The sequence below is a fragment of the Amycolatopsis bullii genome, assembly GCF_014654205.1.
Taxonomy (GTDB): domain Bacteria; phylum Actinomycetota; class Actinomycetes; order Mycobacteriales; family Pseudonocardiaceae; genus Amycolatopsis; species Amycolatopsis plumensis.
In genome coordinates, this window is sequence record NZ_BNAW01000027.1 from 82,556 (window position 1) to 96,989 (window position 14,434).

Below are 14,434 nucleotides of genomic sequence, written 5' to 3' on the forward strand. Positions count from 1 at the left end.
GTCCTAGGAGCAGCGCCAGACGTAGGCGGTCGAGTGCCGCGTGGCGGAGTCGTAGCGGTAGCCGCCCGCGGAGCCGTCGTCGCCGACGACGACCGGCAGGTCGGCCTTGAGGTCGCCGAACTTCGCGACGAAGGTGCCCCGGTCCCAGAGGCCGTAGCCGGTGCCCGCCAGGTCGTTGCCGCCGTTCGCCTCGTCGAGCCGGCCGGTGATCAGGCCGCTCGCGTTGACCGAGAACTGCGGGTTGCCGTTGGACAGGTTGTAGCTGGAGTTCGGCAGGATGTGGGCGGCGTGCTGCTGGTCCCAGTAGACGCCGACGCTCTTGCCGTTGTAGACGCCGTAGCCAACGACGTGGCCGTTCTTGATGGCGTCGGGCCAGGCGTACTTCAGGCCGGGCAGGGTGCCGAGCCGGGTCAGCGTGCCGTTGCGCCAGATTTCGGAACTGGTCAGCAGGATCGAGCCATCGCTGTCGACGGCGACCGGGCCGATGCCGGAAGAGGGTGCCCCGGTCAGCAGCGTCACGGCGTCCGGCCGGTCGGCGGCCCACCGGACGGCGATCACCCCGGACCCGTCCTGCTTCCGCACGACGCCGATGACGTCCCCGGAGTCGGTGATCCCGACGGCGGCGGAGCGCGTGTAGCCGGCGGGCAGCTGGCTCGACGTCGGGAAGGGCAGCTGCACGAGTGTCCCGCCGGAGCTCTTGAAGGCCTTCTCGATGACGACCCCGGCGATGGAGCGGAAGGCGGTCCCGGCGACGGCGCCGGAACGGTTCTCGGCGGTGACCCCGGCCCCGTTGGTCCCGGCGGTCCCGAGGTCGGTGTAGGTCCCGTTCCGCCAGCCGGCGGCCCGGACGGTATCGCCGAGCCGGTCGGTGGGAAGGGCCCAGCCGGCGAAGTTGCCCCGCCCATCGGTGGCGGTCACCTTGGCACTGACGTTGCCACCAGCACCCAGCGCAGTGGAGGTCCAGCTACAGGCGGCGGTTGTGGCGGCTTCGGCGGTTTGGCTCGGTGCCAGCAGGGCCAGGGTGAGCAGGGCGCAGCCCAGCGATCTGAGTTTCACGGTTCTCCCCCTTCGACTGCGGACGGCGGACAGCCGCCCCCGGGTCGACCGTAGGGAGGAAGCGATCAGCTGGGCGGGGTTGGTGAGCGGGGACTAGGGAAACCTCCGGAAACGGACATCCGAGCACCGCGAGCAGCGCCCGTCCCGAAAGCAGCCCCCGTCTCCCTGGGGGCCGTGCCCATGTTCCGTCTATCGGCACCGGCCGACAAAACCCGCCGGAAAGCCGCTCCCCCGGGCAGCTGTCCACATCACCGCCGCGTTGTGGATCGCCGGTAGCTGTAGTGGAGGAAGCCCTCGTGGACCTTGCCCACCTTGTCGTACAGCGCGCGGGCCGGGGCGTCCTCCAGCGTGTTCCAGTACAGGCTGGGAAATCCCTGCTCCTCCGCGTCGCGCGCGACCCACTCGATCATCGCCGTCGCCACGCCCTGCCGCCGGACTTCGCCGTCCACGAACAGGTCCGCGAGGTAGCACTTTCCCGCGTACCAGATGCTCGCGTGGAGCAGGTAGTGCGCCGTGCCGATCATGCGGCCGTCCAGCCGGGCGGCGATTCCGCGGATCCGGTCGTCGTCGAGGAGGCGCCGCCACGTCCGCTCGTACGCGTCGTCGGGGCGCTCGACCGCGAAGTACGCGTCCTTGCCGCGGGCCAGTTCCTCCCAGCGGGTGCGGTCGGACTCGGTGAGAAACCCGATGTCGACTATGTCGCGTCCGGGTCGATCGGCGGGCGCTCGCCCGGCTTGAGCGGCTCCGGCGCGGACTGGGTCTGGCCGGCCAGGTAGCCGTTGGTCCCGTTCGACGGGGTGCTGCTGCCGTTCGTGATGCCCTTCAGGCCGAGCGGGTCGGCGTCACCGTCGAACAGGTGCTGCGTCACCACGCGTTTCGGGTCGAAGTTCCGCAGTCCGCGGAGGTCTTCCAGCGGTTTGCGCAGCTGGTCGAACTCGGGGCCCATCTCCTCGCGGAGCTGTTCACGCGCGCCGGTCGCGAAGTCGCGGACCTTCTTTACGCTCTTCGCGAGCCAGGACGCCGCCTCGGGCAGCCGTTCCGGGCCGAGGATGAACAGACCGGCGATGATGAGGACGAGGATCTCCCCCCATCCGACACTGTCGAACACCCGTCTACCTCCACTCGGAACCTACCCGCCCAGGGTACCCGCCCCCCGCCGCGCTCCGGCAGGCCGAAAGCGGGAACTCAGTCGGAAGCCAGGGTTACGTCCACGACGAAGCTCGCGCCGTCGCGCGCCAGCGACACCGGGACCACTTCGCCGACGTCGTGCGCGCGGACCGCGACCGTCAGTTCCGCCGAGTCGCGGACGAGCCGGTTGCCGATCTTCGTGATCACGTCGCCCTCCTTGATGCCCGCGTTCGCGGCCGGGCCGCCGGGCGCGACGTTCTTCACCTGGGCACCCATCGTCGACGAGCCGGCGACCGTCGACGACGCGTTGATGCCGATGTCGGCGTGCTGGACCTTGCCGTCCTTGATCAGCGCCTTGGCGATCTTGATCGCGTAGTCGCTCGGGATGGCGAAGCCGATGCCGATGCTGCCGCCGTCCGCGCCCGCCGACCGGATCGACGAGTTGATCCCGACCAGCGCGCCGGTGGAGTCGACGAGCGCGCCGCCCGAGTTGCCGTGGTTGATCGCGGCGTCGGTCTGGATGGCCTCGTAGGTGACCGGCGGGGCGCCGTTGTCGCCGCCCGCGGTGATCGGCCGGTTCAGCGCGCTGACGATGCCGGCGGTCACCGAGTTCTGCAGCGCCAGCGGCGAGCCGATCGCCATCACGGTGTCGCCGACCTGCAGGTCCGCCGACTTGCCGACCTGCAGCACGGTCGGGTTGGTGACGTTGACCTTCACGACGGCGAGGTCGGTCTTCTGGTCGGCGCCGACGAGCTTGGCCTCGGTGCGGGTGCCGTCGATGAAGACGGAGGTGATCTTGACGCCCGGGTCCGCGGCGGCGGAGGCGATGACGTGTTCGTTGGTGAGGATGTAGCCCTGCGGGTCGATCATGACGCCGGAGCCCTGCTCGCCCGATTCGGCGCCGGGCTTGAACACCTCGAGCGAAACGACGGCGGGCGCGACGCGCTTGGCGATTTCGGCGACGGACCCCGCGGGGCGTTCCTTGCCGGCCTCGGCTTCGGCGATGGTGGCGGAGCCGGTGAGCTCGTTACCGGTGTCGCCGACCCACCAGCCGACGAAGCCGCCGGCGGCGCCGACGAGCAGCGCGACGACGCCGAGCAGGACGAGCGCCTTCGGCTGCACGCGCCGTCCGAAGAGCACCTCGGGCAGGCTGAGCAGCGCGCCGGGCGGCCGTTTGGCGGGCTTTTCTTCGTCTTCGGCGGGCACGGCGGGCCCGGCGAGCACCGCGGCGGCCCCGGGATCACGCCACGGGTCACGGGTGCCGGTCCACAGGGGCGGTTCGACCTCCGGCGCGTCACCGGTGGCTTCCCGAGGCCGTTCGAGCAGCACCCCTTCAGCCCCGGGCGGCCGCCGGAACGCCTCGGCGAGCGACTCGGGCGCGGGCGGGGCGAGGCTGACGCCGTTGGTCTTCTGCGGGGAGTAGAGCTTGTCGAACGCACCATCGACCCCCTGCGGCCTGCCGAACACGGCGGCCTGCGCCGGATCGACGGCCGGCCGCGCGAGCGGCCGCGGGCCCAGCCGGTCGGCTTCGCGCGCGTCGGGCTGCTCGGGATTCACGTTCGGCTCGGTCATCATTCCCCGGTGCAGAAGATCAGGTGGCTGGGCGTGACGATACCCAAGCCCGGTGCTCCGAGTCTGCCGGTCCACGGGTGAAGTGGCTGTTTCTTGAGCCGCTTGTCCACAAGCTGGGGCGGGTGTGGACAAAACGGCCCTGCGGCGCCTTGAACGGCGGTTTTGTCGCCCACCGCCGATAGACTGGACTTGGGGACGCCCCCCGGAGAGGGTGGGGGAGTTTCCGGGCGGGCTGTGTCCCCCCTCAGGTGCCCCACCCGGCGTGGACGGGACGCTGACGCCCAAACCCGCACCCCACCCAGACCTCCCCACCACCCCGATCCGAAGCCACAACACTGCCGACCGTAGTCACAATTGCGGCTTCGGGGTGGTGGGCACCCGAGCTGCCAGTCGGCCGAGGCGACCTGACACCACCCAGGTCGGCCGTCCATTCGGGAAGGCGCCCGCTCGCCAGCCTCCGGCTTCCGTCATGGAACACCGCAACAGCGACCGACCTCGCCGGACCCCTGCCGGAGAGTTTCCGGCGGCGTCAGCCGTTCGAGAGCAGCCCGCGGGCGCGAGAGCCAAGGTGGTCCCGGCTCACCCGACCCAGCACACACCGAAGGCCGCCGCGAACAGATTCGCAGCGGCCTTCAAAGTCCACTCAGCGGATGCCCGCCGGAACCGCCACCGGTGTCGTGCTCGCCGGTGTCGAGGCCGGGGCCGCCGGTTGCTGGGGCACCGCCATCTGGGCCGGCAGGAGGTTCGCCGGCTGCGGCGCGCCGCCGCCCGTCTCAGGTGCGCCGTCTCCATCCGCCGACGTGCCCACCAGGGCCAGTGCGCTCAGCACCAGGCCCGACACCACCACGCCCGCTCCCTGCGCGGCGCGGCGCTTGAACCGGCCGCCGCCGAGGACGTTCGGGGACTGGCCCAGCGGGGCCGATGATCCCAACGGCGCCACACCACCCAGGACGCCCGAATCACGCAGGCCCGCGACCCGGTCGGGGCGCTGGACCGCGACCAACTGGCCGTCCGCCGTGATCGCCAGGTTGTCCGGCGTGCTCGGCAGCTCCGTGTGCTGCGGGATCGACTGCAGGCTCGCCAGGAACCCGGCCGACATCGACGGCGCCCCCGCGCGGCGGATCGCCTCGACCGTCTGACGCTGCGCGCGCACCTCCGCCGCGCACGCGGTGCAGCGGGTGATGTGCGACGCCGCTCGGTCGCGGGCGCCGTGAGACAGCTCGCCGTCGACGAACGCCACCACGACGTCCGGCAGCAGGTGCGACTCGGGAAGTGCCCAGCCTCGCGGTGCGGTCATACCGTCACCTTCGCAGACTGCGGTGCGTGAGCGCGACGACGCTCCAGCGACGCGCGCAGCGCTTGACGCCCACGGTGGATGCGGCTGCGGACGGTGCCCAGCTTGACACCCAACGTGGCGCCGATCTCCTCGTACGACAGCCCTTCGACGTCGCACAGCACCACGGCGGCGCGGAACTCCGGGGGCAGCTCGTCGAGCGCCGCCTGCAGGTCCGGGTCCAGGTGGGTGTCCGAGTAGACCTGCTCGGGGCTCGGGTCGTCGCCCACGATGCGGTCGGTGTCCTCGGGGAGGCCTTCCATCCGCACGCGCGAGCGGCGGCGGGCCATGTCCAGGAACAGGTTGGTGGTGATCCGGTGCAGCCAGCCCTCGAACGTACCGGGCTTGTAGGACGCCAGCGAGCGGAACACCCGGATGAAGGTCTCCTGCGTGAGGTCCTCGGCGTCGTGGGTGTTGCCGGTCAGGCGGTAGGCGAGCCGGTAGACCCGGTCGCCGTGTTCGCGGACGACCTCGTCCCAGGACGGCGGCGTCCAGGCCGCTTCGTCCAGGGTCACGGGCTGGGCCCCGGCGTCGGCAACGGCGTTCTGCATCGCGGGAGCAGGCACCTCCATCAGCGTTTCTCCTGTCTGCTCCACCCAACGCGGGCCCTCGTCACGGTGTTCCCGTGTGTTCGGATTTCAGTCTCTCCGGACTCCTTATGGTTCTAGTGAGACTGGACTGAGAGCAGGCTGAGAACTTCTTCCGGGGTGCTTACCAGGGAGCCTGCGCGGATTTATCGACAACCAACGCTAACCTCCGTGCGTGAACACGCCCACCCCTGCGGCCGCACCGGCCGATTCCGGGTTCGTCGACGGGTACCTGCCCGACGACGAGGTGCTGTCTTCGGCGCGGGCACGGGCCGAAGACCTGGGCTGCACCCCGCTCAGCGCGGGTGCGGGCGCGACGCTGCGTTTCCTGGCCGCGACGCTGTGCGCGAAGGCCGTCGTCGAGGTCGGCACCGGCGCGGGGGTGAGCGGGCTCAGCCTGCTGCGCGGCATGGCCCCCGACGGCGTGCTGACGTCGATCGACGTGGAGCCGGAGTACCAGCGGGCGGCGCGGGCCACGTTCCGCGAAGCCGGCTTCGCGCCGGGCCGCACGCGGCTGATCATCGGCCGCGCGCTGGACGTGCTGCAGCGCCTCACGCCGGGTGGCTACGACCTGGTGTTCGTCGATTCCGCGCACATCGAGTACCCGGGATGCTACGAGCTGGGCGTGTCGCTGCTGCGGCGCGGCGGGATCATCGCGTTCCACAACGTGCTGGCCGGCGGCCGGGTGATCGACCCGGCCCACCGGGATCCGGAGACGATGGCCCTGCGCGAGGTGGCGCGGGCCTTCCGGGAGGACGAACGCCTGGTCCCGGCGCTGCTGCCGGTGGGTGGCGGACTGCTGGTCGGGGCCGCTACCTGACGCTGTCCACAAGCTCGCCACGCTGTGGACAACTCGCTGTTCGCGGGCAGTTTCGTCGGTGGGGGCCAGTAGACTGGACCTGGGGACGCCCCCCGGAGAGGGTGGGGGCCGACTGGACCACTACGGGGCCCACACTCCCCGCAACCCCGATCCGAAGCCACAACACGGCCGGCGGCACAATCGGGCTTCGGGGTGGGGGGGGGACAGCCTCGAGCCACCAGCCGCCGAGAGGAAGAACCCCCGGCAGCAGGTGGCCGGGCGGCTCACCCGGCATTCACCAGCTCCAGCCGCTCACCCCGAACCCGAGTCCCCACCCTCACCGCCACCACCGCCAGCAGCAGCCAGACCGACACCACCGCGATCAGCCACGACCAGCCCGCGTGCCCGTACACCCAAGCCCCAGCAGCCCCGCCCACACTGCTGCCCAGGTAGTACGTCGCCGTGTACATCCCGCCCACCTGGCCGCGGGCGGTCTCCGGTGCGTCGGCCGCCGCCCAGCCGTTCGCCACCGCGTGCGCCGCGAAGAACGCGCAGGTCAGCACCAAAAATCCGGCGATCACCAGCGGCAACGAGTCCGGCAGCGTCAGCGCCGCGCCCGTCGCCGTCAGCAGCAGCGCCCCGATCAACGCCCGGCGGCGGCCCACCCGCGCCACGAGCCGCCCCGCCGCCGCGGACGACACTGAGCCCGTCGCGTAAGCCAGGAAGACCAGGGATGCCACCGCCGGCGACAGGTCCAACGGTGAACCGGTCAACCGGAAGCCGGCCGCGTTGTAGAGGGCGACGAACGAGCCCATCGCCAGCAGCGCCACCGCGTACTGCGCCAGCAGCACCGGCTTGCTCAGCGCCGTGAGCAGCCCGCGCCCGACGCCCCCGACGCGGCCAGGGCGCACGCCCGGCGGCAGCGTCACGACCGTGATCGCCGAGCACACCGCCCCCACGCCCGCGACGACCAGCAGCGCGCCGCGCCAGCCGAGGGGGCCCGCCGTGAAGCCGCTGGCCAGCCTGCCGAGCATGCCGCCGACCGTGTTGCCCGCGATCATCGCGCCGACCGCCGCCGCGACGCCCGCCCGGCCGAGGCGTTCGGCCAGGTAGGCGGCCGCCACCCCGGGGAACCCGGCGATCGCGACGCCCTGCAGCGCGCGCAGGACGAGCAGTGCCGGGTACGTCGGCATCAGCGGCAGGAGCAGGCCGAGCACGACCGACGCGACGACCGACGTCAGGATCACCGGACGGCGGCCGACCACTTCGGACAGCGCCGCGATCGGGAGGACCGCGATGGCGAGCGCGCCGGTCGCGACGCTGACCGCGAGCGCCGCGCCGCCGGGGTCGAGGTGGTACTGCGCCGCCAGCTGCGGGAGCACCGGCTGCGGCGCGTAGAGCAGCGCGAACGAGGAGATCCCGGCCGCGGCGACGGCCGTCTTGACTCGGCGGGTGGAGGTCACGTCCTGAAAGTAAGCAGCCCTAATCAATACGTCTAATGCACTTGGGTGGAAGAATTGATGCGGTGACGCATGATTCGCTGTCCGCGCAGGTCGCGCCGCACCTGCCGTTGCTCGCCGCGCTCCGGGAGACGAGGAACGTCACACGCGCGGCCGAACTGCTGGGCGTCCCGCAGCCGACCGTCAGCCGCCGTCTCGCGGCGCTGGCGGACGCGCTGGGTGCGCCGCTGACGGTCCCGGACGGCCGCGGTATCCGGCTGACGCGCGTGGCGGAACTCCTCGCCGAGGCGGCGGAACGCGGGCTGGCGGCGCTCGACACGGGCGTCCGGCTGGCGCGCGAGGAGGTGTCGCCGGAGTCGGGGCACGTCGTGCTGGGGTTCCTGCACCTGCTCGGGCGGTCGCTGGTGCCTTCGCTGCTGCGCGGGTACCGGGCGCGCTACCCCGGCGTGCGGTTCACGCTGGTGCAGGGATCACGGCAGGACATGGTCGACCGGCTGGTGGCCGGTGAGCTGGACCTGGCGCTGGTGGCGCCGCTGCCCGACGTCCCGGCGCTGGCCTGCGCGGGGCTGGTGGACGAGGAGATCCTGCTGTCGGTCCCGGCGGGCCACCGGCTGGCGGGGCGCCGCGAAGTGCGGGTGGCGGAACTGGCGGACGAGGAGTTCGTGCTGCTCGAGCAGGGCTACGGCGTCCGGACGCTGACGGACGAGCTCTGTGCGGCGGCGGGCTTCACGCCGCGGATCGCCTTCGAGGGCCAGGAGTCCGACACCGTGCGCGGCTTGGTGGCGGCGGGGCTGGGGGTGGCGCTGCTGCCGCGGTTCGGGCCGGGCACGCCGGCCGGGGTGGCGGAGGTGCCGCTGTCGCCGCCGCCGTTCCGGACGATCGGGCTGGTGTGGCGGGCGGAGGAACCGATGACGCCGGCGGTGACGGGGTTCCGCGACCACGTGCTGGCGACGGCCAAGGGCTGACCGCTCTGCCGGCAAAGTCGGTCGCTGTTGCGGGTCCATGGTGGAAGCCCGAGTTCTGGTGGTCGTGCTCGGTCCGAAGATGCGGCTGACCTGGGTGATGACAGGGCGCCTCAGTAGGCGAGCTTGGTGCCCACCACCCCGAAGCCGCAATTGTGACTACGGCCGACAGCACCGGGTCAAGGCGGGAAAGCGTGCCTTGACCCGGCACTGCCGGCCGTGTTCTGGCTTCGGATCGGGGCGGCGGGGAGGTCTGGGCGGGGTGCGGGTTTGGGCGTCGACGTGCCTGTCGGGCCGCGTGAGGCCGCAGAGCGAGCCCCGGAAACTCCCCCGCCCTCCACGGGGGGCGTCCCCAGTTCCAGTCTACCGGCCACCACCGACAAACCGCCCTGACCAGCGACTTGTCCACAGCCCAGCCGAACTGTGGGCAACTCCCGGCTCAGGCCAGCGAAGCCGCCAGCTCCACCAGCGTCCGCGCCGCGAAGCCCGTCGCCCCCGGGACCACTTCGTCGTAGTTCTTCTCCGACCGCGCCGGCCCCGCGATGTCCAGGTGCGCCCACGGCAACCCCGACGTGAACTCCCTCAAGAACAGCGCCGCCGTGATGCCGCCCGGGCCGCCCGGGGTCTGGCGGACGTCGCCGAACTCGCCGCGGACGTTCTCCGCGTAGTCCTCCACCAGCGGCATGCGCCACCACGCCTCGCCCACGCGCTCGCCCGCCGAAATCACCGCTGCCGCCAGTGCCGAGTCCGAGGCGAACAACCCTCCCGTGCGCAGGCCCAGCGAGACCTTCATCGCGCCCGTCAGCGTCGCCGCGTCGACCACGTAGTCCGGGGTGAACCGCTTGATCCCGTAGACCAGCGCGTCCGCCAGGACCATCCGGCCCTCCGCGTCCGTGTTGCCCACCTCGGTCGTCTTGCCGCCGTAGTGGCGGACGATGTCGCCCGGGCGGTACGACGAACCCGACACGTGGTTCTCCGCGCACGGGATCAGCGCCGTCACCCGCACCGGCAGGCCCAGGGCCGCGATGCCGCGGATCGCCGCGATCACCGCCGCGCCGCCCGCCATGTCCGTGCGCATCAGGTGCATCCCGTCGGCCGGCTTGATCGACAGGCCGCCCGTGTCGAACGTGATGCCCTTGCCGACCAGGAGCAGGTGCGACGACGCCCCCGACGGCTTGTACGCCATTTCGATCAGCCGCGGCGGGCGCGCGGAACCGCCGCCGACCGCCAGGACGCCGCCGAAGCCCTCCGCCGCGAGCCACTTCTCGTCCCGCACCGTCACCTCGACGCGCGGGCCGGCGACGCGCGCCGCCGTGTCCGCCAGCCAGGCTGGTGTCTTCACGTTGGACGGCGTGTTCGCGAGGTCACGCGTGAGCGCCGTCGCCGCCGCCAGCGCCGAAGCGCGCTCGACCAGCGACGGCAGCGCGGGGTCGTCGCCCACCAGCCGCACCGTCCGCACGGACGGCGAGGGGTCCGTGCCGGTCACCTTGTACCGGTAGCCGCCCAGCAGGAGGCCCAGCGCCAGCTCGGTGACGTGCTCCCCCGAGGCCTCTTCGGGCAGCTCCAGCTGCACCGCGCGGAACGCCTTGCCGCCGTGTTCGACGTCCTCGGCCAGCGCCGCGTTCACCGCGCGGACCAGCGCCGCGCCGGTCTTGCGGTACTCCTTCGGCTCGCCGCCGCCCAGGCCCGCGACCCAGCGCGGCCCGTCGCCGGGCACCGTCTGGACGTCGCCCGCCTTGCCGGTGATCCGGACGCCCTCGATCTCCAAGGGCTCCACGTCATCGTTGTTGGGATCACTGTCGGGCGCGGCCACCAGCCGGGCCGTCGGGACGCCGCGGCGAAGCTGTCCCGCGACCTCGAGGTCGAGCAGGGTAGCCGGAACGGGCGGTAGCGGATTACGCACAGTGAGCAACCTTCGGGCGCAGAGGAACCGCGACCCCGGCCTCCGAAGGGAGACCGGGGTGCGAAGGAAGGACGGATCGGGAAGGCAGGCTCAGCCGGTGACCTCCGCCAGTGCGGCGCCGAGGTCCTTCGCTTCTTCCGCGGAGAGTTCGACGACGAGTCGCCCACCACCCTCGAGCGGTACGCGCATCACGAGGCCCCGCCCCTCCTTAGTCACTTCGAGGGGACCATCTCCGGTCCGGGGCTTCATGGCCGCCATAGCGTGCTCCCTCCGTCTCAACCGGCGCGCCCGGGTCGCGCTCGCGTGAAAGCCAGCCGGGTCTGCTGTCCATTGTCCCTCATCAGCGGCCGGGCGCATCAGCGGAGGGGATCTTTTGCCGCCGTATCGGTGCTGGTATGCGGCCCGCGCGAGGTGAAAGACTCTCGGCCGACCGAAGTTTTCCGCGCAAGGAGAAGACGTGACCACATCCGACGTCCTGTTGACCGCCGATGCCGACGGGGTGCGCACCCTCACCCTCAACCGGCCGCAGGCGTACAACTCGCTGACCGTGGAGCTGAAGGAAGCACTGCTCGCGGCGCTGCGCGAGGCGGCGGACGACGAAGCAGTCCGCGCGGTCGTCCTCACCGGTTCGGGCAAGGCGTTCTGCGCCGGGCAGGACCTGAAGGAACACGTGGGGCTGCTGCAAGCGGGTGACCCGGCCCCGCTACACACCGTGAAGGAGCACTACAACCCGATCGTCAAGACGATCGTGGCCATGCCGAAACCGGTGATCGCGGCGGTCAACGGCACCGCCGCCGGCGCCGGGGCCGCCTTCGCCTACGCCAGCGACCTGCGGATCGCCGCCGAGTCGTCGTCGTTCCTGATGGCGTTCGCCAACGTCGGGCTGGGCCCGGACTCGGGCGCGTCCTGGACGCTGCAGCGGCTGGTCGGCTACGGCCGCGCCGCCGAGCTGATGCTGCTGGCCCGCACCGTCGACGCGGCCGAGGCGCTGCGGCTCGGCCTGGTCGGCGAGGTCGTGCCCGATGAGGAGCTCGCCGCCCGCGCCCAGAAGGTCGCGGCGAAGCTGGCGGCCGGGCCGACCGTCGCCTACGCGAAGATCAAGGGCGTGCTCAACCTCGCCGCGCAGTCGACGTTCGAGGCGGCCCTCGACGCCGAGGACGCGGCCCAGACGGCGCTCGGCGCGACCGCCGACCACACCGAGGCTGTCGAGGCCTTCGTCGGCAAGCGCAAGCCGTCCTTCCAGGGCAGGTGACGTCCGGCTGCTTCCGGGCTCAGACCGCCCGGAAGCAGCCGGCGACGTGGTCGTCGACCATGCCGGTGGCCTGCATCAGGGCATAGCAGGTCGTCGGGCCGAGGAAGACGAAGCCGCGCTTCTTCAGCTCCTTCGCCATCGCCTTGGACTCGTCCGTGATCGCCGGGACGTCGGCCATGGTGCGCGGACGGACGTGCGAAGCGGGCGCGAACGACCACAGCAGCTCGTCCAGCGGAGTGTCCAAGGCCGCGATGGCCTGCGCGTTCTTGATCGCGGCCAGGATCTTCGCCCGGTTCCGGACGATCGACGCGTCCTGCATCAGCCGCTCGACGTCGGCGTCGCCGAACTTCGCCACCTTCGCCGGCTTGAACTGCTTGAACGCCTTCCGGAAGCCCTCGCGCTTGCGCAGGATCGTGATCCACGACAGGCCCGACTGGAACGACTCGAGGCACAGCCGTTCGTACAGCTCGTCCTGCCCGTGCAGCGGCGTGCCCCACTCCTCGTCGTGGTACGCGGCGTAGTCCGGGGTCGAATTGCCCCAGCTGCACCGTGCGACGCCGTCGGCGCCGATCAGCTCACTCATCCCCACCCACCGAATAGTTCTCCGCGAACCGCGCGAACCGCCGCAGCGACAGGCGCACCCCCAGCGCGAACGCCGGCCGCACGACCGGCCAGCCCAGCCGGCCCAGCGGCCCGAACGGCAGCCGCAGGTGCTCGGCCCAGACGAACGTCGAGCGCGCCGGCCCCTTCGGCACCACCTGGAACACGCCGGTCCCGGCCACGAAGCTGCCGAGGTGCCGGACCCCGCACCGCACCGGCGGCTCCCAGCTGGTGATCTCCATCGTGTCGGTGAAGCCGAGGCCGGCCACGCCGGTGAACGCCGACAGCCGCGAACCGACGCTGCGGCCGTTGCCCTCGACCACCTCAACCTCGGTGCCGAGCATCCACTCGCCCTGGCGCGCCCAGTCGGTCAGCGCCAGCCAGGTCGTCCCCGCCGGGGCGCGGACGTCGACCGAGAGGATCAGATCCGTCACGGGGAAGCCTCTGGCGAGCTCTCCCGCTCGCGTTCGCGCTGCTCCAGTTCGGCGACGCGGGCGCGCAGCTCGTCGATCTCGACACCGAGCCGCCGCACCACCCAGTCCACTTCGGACATCTTGTAGCCGCGGAACACCAGCTGGAAGCGGACGTCGGCCAGGTCCTCGCCGGTGATGTCCTCGGCGGGCAGCCGCGTGGGCGAGCTGCCCGGCGGCAGCGGGGCGAGCTCCTCACCCCGGCCGAACACCACCGCGGCGAGCAGGAACACCACGGCGGCCACCAGCAGCATGACTACGAGGTAGATCAGCGCGGTCGTCACGCGACGATCGTGGCATACCCACCCCAGGAACGTCTCGCGAGCACGACGAGCCGGACGGAAAGCGCCACCCAGGCGAGCATCAGCAGCGCGCACGGGACGCTGAGGAACAGCCTCGAGACGTCGACGACGCCGGTCGCCGCGATCAGCAGGCCGACCGAAGCGAGGTTGACGCCGACCGCGAGCGCGATGAGGACCCCGCAGAACCGGGCGAGCCCGGTGCCGTCGAGGCGGCGGCTCAGCCAGCGGATGCCGAGCAGCGCGAGCACCCCGATCACCGGCACGACGAACACCGCGCCGTGGGAGACGTGCGCGACGACCTTGTACCACCCGGGGGTCGGCGTCGACAGCTTCGTCCATTCGCCGAAGGTGAGGATCCGCGCGTAGTCCCAGAGCATCTGCATGGCCGGGACGCCGATGACGAGCTTCCACAAGGTGCGGACGCCGCTGAGCATGCCCAGCTCGGCCTGGTAGTCGCGGGCGACGACGGCCGCCGGGCCGAAGTCGGCGACGGCTCGGCGTTCGGCCTCTTCGTCGGTCCAGCCGCCCGCGCGGTAGGCCTCGGCGGCGTCGTGCAGCCCGTCGCGGGCCTCTTCCAGCAGGTCGGCCTTGAACCGCCCGCAGCCGTGCAGTCTGCGGTCCAGCTCCCCCAGGTATGCGTCGATCACGTTCCCAGCACTCCCCCGATGACCGTGGTGAACTCCCGCCACTCGGCGCGTTCCGCCGCCAGGGCCTGCTCCCCGGAGCGCGTGAGCCGGTACGTGCGGCGCTTGCGGCCGGACACGACGTCCCATTCGCTGGCCAGCCAGCCGGCCCGCTCGAGCCGGCGCAGCGCCGGGTAGACGGTGCCGGTGGGCAGGTCGAGCGCGCCGTCGCTGCGCAGCTGGAGCGCCTCGATGATCGCGTAGCCGTGCAGTTTCCGGCCGTCGAGCACGGCCAGCAGCAACGCGTCGAGGTGCCCGCGCAGGGTGTCCGCCTTCATGGGTACGCAGTCTACACGTCGCCTTGCTACATGTAGCCAGGCTATGTGT

General features: G+C 71.9%; 17 protein-coding genes. 3 read left to right on the plus strand and 14 right to left on the minus strand.

Going from position 1 to position 14,434, the window contains the following annotated elements:
- Positions 1-3: 3 nt before the first annotated feature.
- The 6 genes from IE317_RS26900 to sigE form a co-directional block, all read right to left on the minus strand.
- Positions 4-1,056 carry a hypothetical protein gene (locus tag IE317_RS26900; protein ID WP_191314128.1) on the minus strand — a complete coding sequence of 351 codons (1,053 nt, stop codon included), beginning with the start codon at positions 1,054-1,056 and terminating at the stop codon, positions 4-6.
- A 248-nt stretch (positions 1,057-1,304) separates the two neighbouring features.
- Positions 1,305-1,754, minus strand: a complete 450-nt coding sequence (locus IE317_RS26905) for a GNAT family N-acetyltransferase (RefSeq protein WP_191314163.1) — start codon at positions 1,752-1,754, stop codon at positions 1,305-1,307.
- Complete coding sequence (gene tatB, locus IE317_RS26910; RefSeq protein WP_191314129.1) at positions 1,751-2,164, minus strand: Sec-independent protein translocase protein TatB; 414 nt, start codon at positions 2,162-2,164, stop codon at positions 1,751-1,753. The genes IE317_RS26905 and tatB overlap by 4 nt, the downstream gene beginning before the upstream one ends.
- A gap of 77 nt (positions 2,165-2,241) precedes the next feature.
- Positions 2,242-3,759 carry a S1C family serine protease gene (locus tag IE317_RS26915; RefSeq protein WP_191314130.1) on the minus strand — a complete coding sequence of 506 codons (1,518 nt, stop codon included), beginning with the start codon at positions 3,757-3,759 and terminating at the stop codon, positions 2,242-2,244.
- 640 nt (positions 3,760-4,399) lie between these two features.
- Positions 4,400-5,053 (minus strand): anti-sigma factor family protein, encoded by a 654-nt coding sequence (locus IE317_RS26920; RefSeq protein WP_191314131.1) that lies wholly within the window; start codon positions 5,051-5,053, stop codon positions 4,400-4,402.
- Entirely contained in the window at positions 5,050-5,661 is a 612-nt protein-coding gene (gene sigE, locus IE317_RS26925; protein ID WP_191314132.1) for an RNA polymerase sigma factor SigE, read from the minus strand. The genes IE317_RS26920 and sigE overlap by 4 nt, the downstream gene beginning before the upstream one ends.
- A gap of 190 nt (positions 5,662-5,851) precedes the next feature.
- Between sigE and IE317_RS26930 the strand changes: the two genes are divergently transcribed.
- The gene (locus IE317_RS26930; protein WP_191314133.1) at positions 5,852-6,496 is read left to right on the plus strand and encodes an O-methyltransferase; all 645 of its coding nucleotides are present in this window, start codon (positions 5,852-5,854) and stop codon (positions 6,494-6,496) included.
- Positions 6,497-6,759: 263 nt separating this feature from the next.
- On the opposite strand, the gene IE317_RS26935 is transcribed toward IE317_RS26930, so the two are convergent.
- Positions 6,760-7,938: an MFS transporter gene (locus IE317_RS26935; protein ID WP_191314134.1), complete on the minus strand. Its 1,179-nt coding sequence runs from the start codon at positions 7,936-7,938 to the stop codon at positions 6,760-6,762.
- A gap of 62 nt (positions 7,939-8,000) precedes the next feature.
- On the opposite strand from IE317_RS26935, the gene IE317_RS26940 reads away from it, so the two are divergent.
- Positions 8,001-8,900 carry a LysR family transcriptional regulator gene (locus IE317_RS26940; RefSeq protein ID WP_191314135.1) on the plus strand — a complete coding sequence of 300 codons (900 nt, stop codon included), beginning with the start codon at positions 8,001-8,003 and terminating at the stop codon, positions 8,898-8,900.
- 436 nt (positions 8,901-9,336) lie between these two features.
- Here the strand turns inward: IE317_RS26940 and IE317_RS26945 are convergent, their stop codons facing one another.
- The gene (locus tag IE317_RS26945; protein ID WP_191314136.1) at positions 9,337-10,800 is read right to left on the minus strand and encodes a leucyl aminopeptidase family protein; all 1,464 of its coding nucleotides are present in this window, start codon (positions 10,798-10,800) and stop codon (positions 9,337-9,339) included.
- A 90-nt stretch (positions 10,801-10,890) separates the two neighbouring features.
- Positions 10,891-11,058: a DUF3117 domain-containing protein gene (locus IE317_RS26950; RefSeq protein ID WP_013222969.1), complete on the minus strand. Its 168-nt coding sequence runs from the start codon at positions 11,056-11,058 to the stop codon at positions 10,891-10,893.
- A gap of 199 nt (positions 11,059-11,257) precedes the next feature.
- Here IE317_RS26950 and IE317_RS26955 point away from each other — a divergent pair, with 199 nt between their 5' ends.
- On the plus strand, positions 11,258-12,052 hold the full coding sequence (locus tag IE317_RS26955) for an enoyl-CoA hydratase-related protein (RefSeq protein WP_191314137.1): 795 nt from the start codon (positions 11,258-11,260) through the stop codon (positions 12,050-12,052).
- A gap of 19 nt (positions 12,053-12,071) precedes the next feature.
- Here the strand turns inward: IE317_RS26955 and IE317_RS26960 are convergent, their stop codons facing one another.
- Genes IE317_RS26960 through IE317_RS26980 form a run of 5 tightly spaced genes read right to left on the minus strand, consistent with a single transcriptional unit; the run spans position 12,072 to position 14,385 of the window.
- On the minus strand, positions 12,072-12,635 hold the full coding sequence (locus tag IE317_RS26960) for a DNA-3-methyladenine glycosylase I (RefSeq protein WP_191314138.1): 564 nt from the start codon (positions 12,633-12,635) through the stop codon (positions 12,072-12,074).
- Positions 12,628-13,086 carry an SRPBCC family protein gene (locus tag IE317_RS26965; protein ID WP_191314139.1) on the minus strand — a complete coding sequence of 153 codons (459 nt, stop codon included), beginning with the start codon at positions 13,084-13,086 and terminating at the stop codon, positions 12,628-12,630. Before IE317_RS26965 ends, IE317_RS26960 begins: the two co-directional genes overlap by 8 nt.
- On the minus strand, positions 13,083-13,406 hold the full coding sequence (locus IE317_RS26970; protein WP_191314140.1) for a DivIVA domain-containing protein: 324 nt from the start codon (positions 13,404-13,406) through the stop codon (positions 13,083-13,085). Before IE317_RS26970 ends, IE317_RS26965 begins: the two co-directional genes overlap by 4 nt.
- The gene (locus tag IE317_RS26975; RefSeq protein ID WP_191314141.1) at positions 13,403-14,071 is read right to left on the minus strand and encodes a permease prefix domain 1-containing protein; all 669 of its coding nucleotides are present in this window, start codon (positions 14,069-14,071) and stop codon (positions 13,403-13,405) included. The genes IE317_RS26970 and IE317_RS26975 overlap by 4 nt, the downstream gene beginning before the upstream one ends.
- Complete coding sequence (locus tag IE317_RS26980) at positions 14,068-14,385, minus strand: helix-turn-helix transcriptional regulator (protein ID WP_091304396.1); 318 nt, start codon at positions 14,383-14,385, stop codon at positions 14,068-14,070. Before IE317_RS26980 ends, IE317_RS26975 begins: the two co-directional genes overlap by 4 nt.
- Positions 14,386-14,434 lie beyond the last annotated feature (49 nt).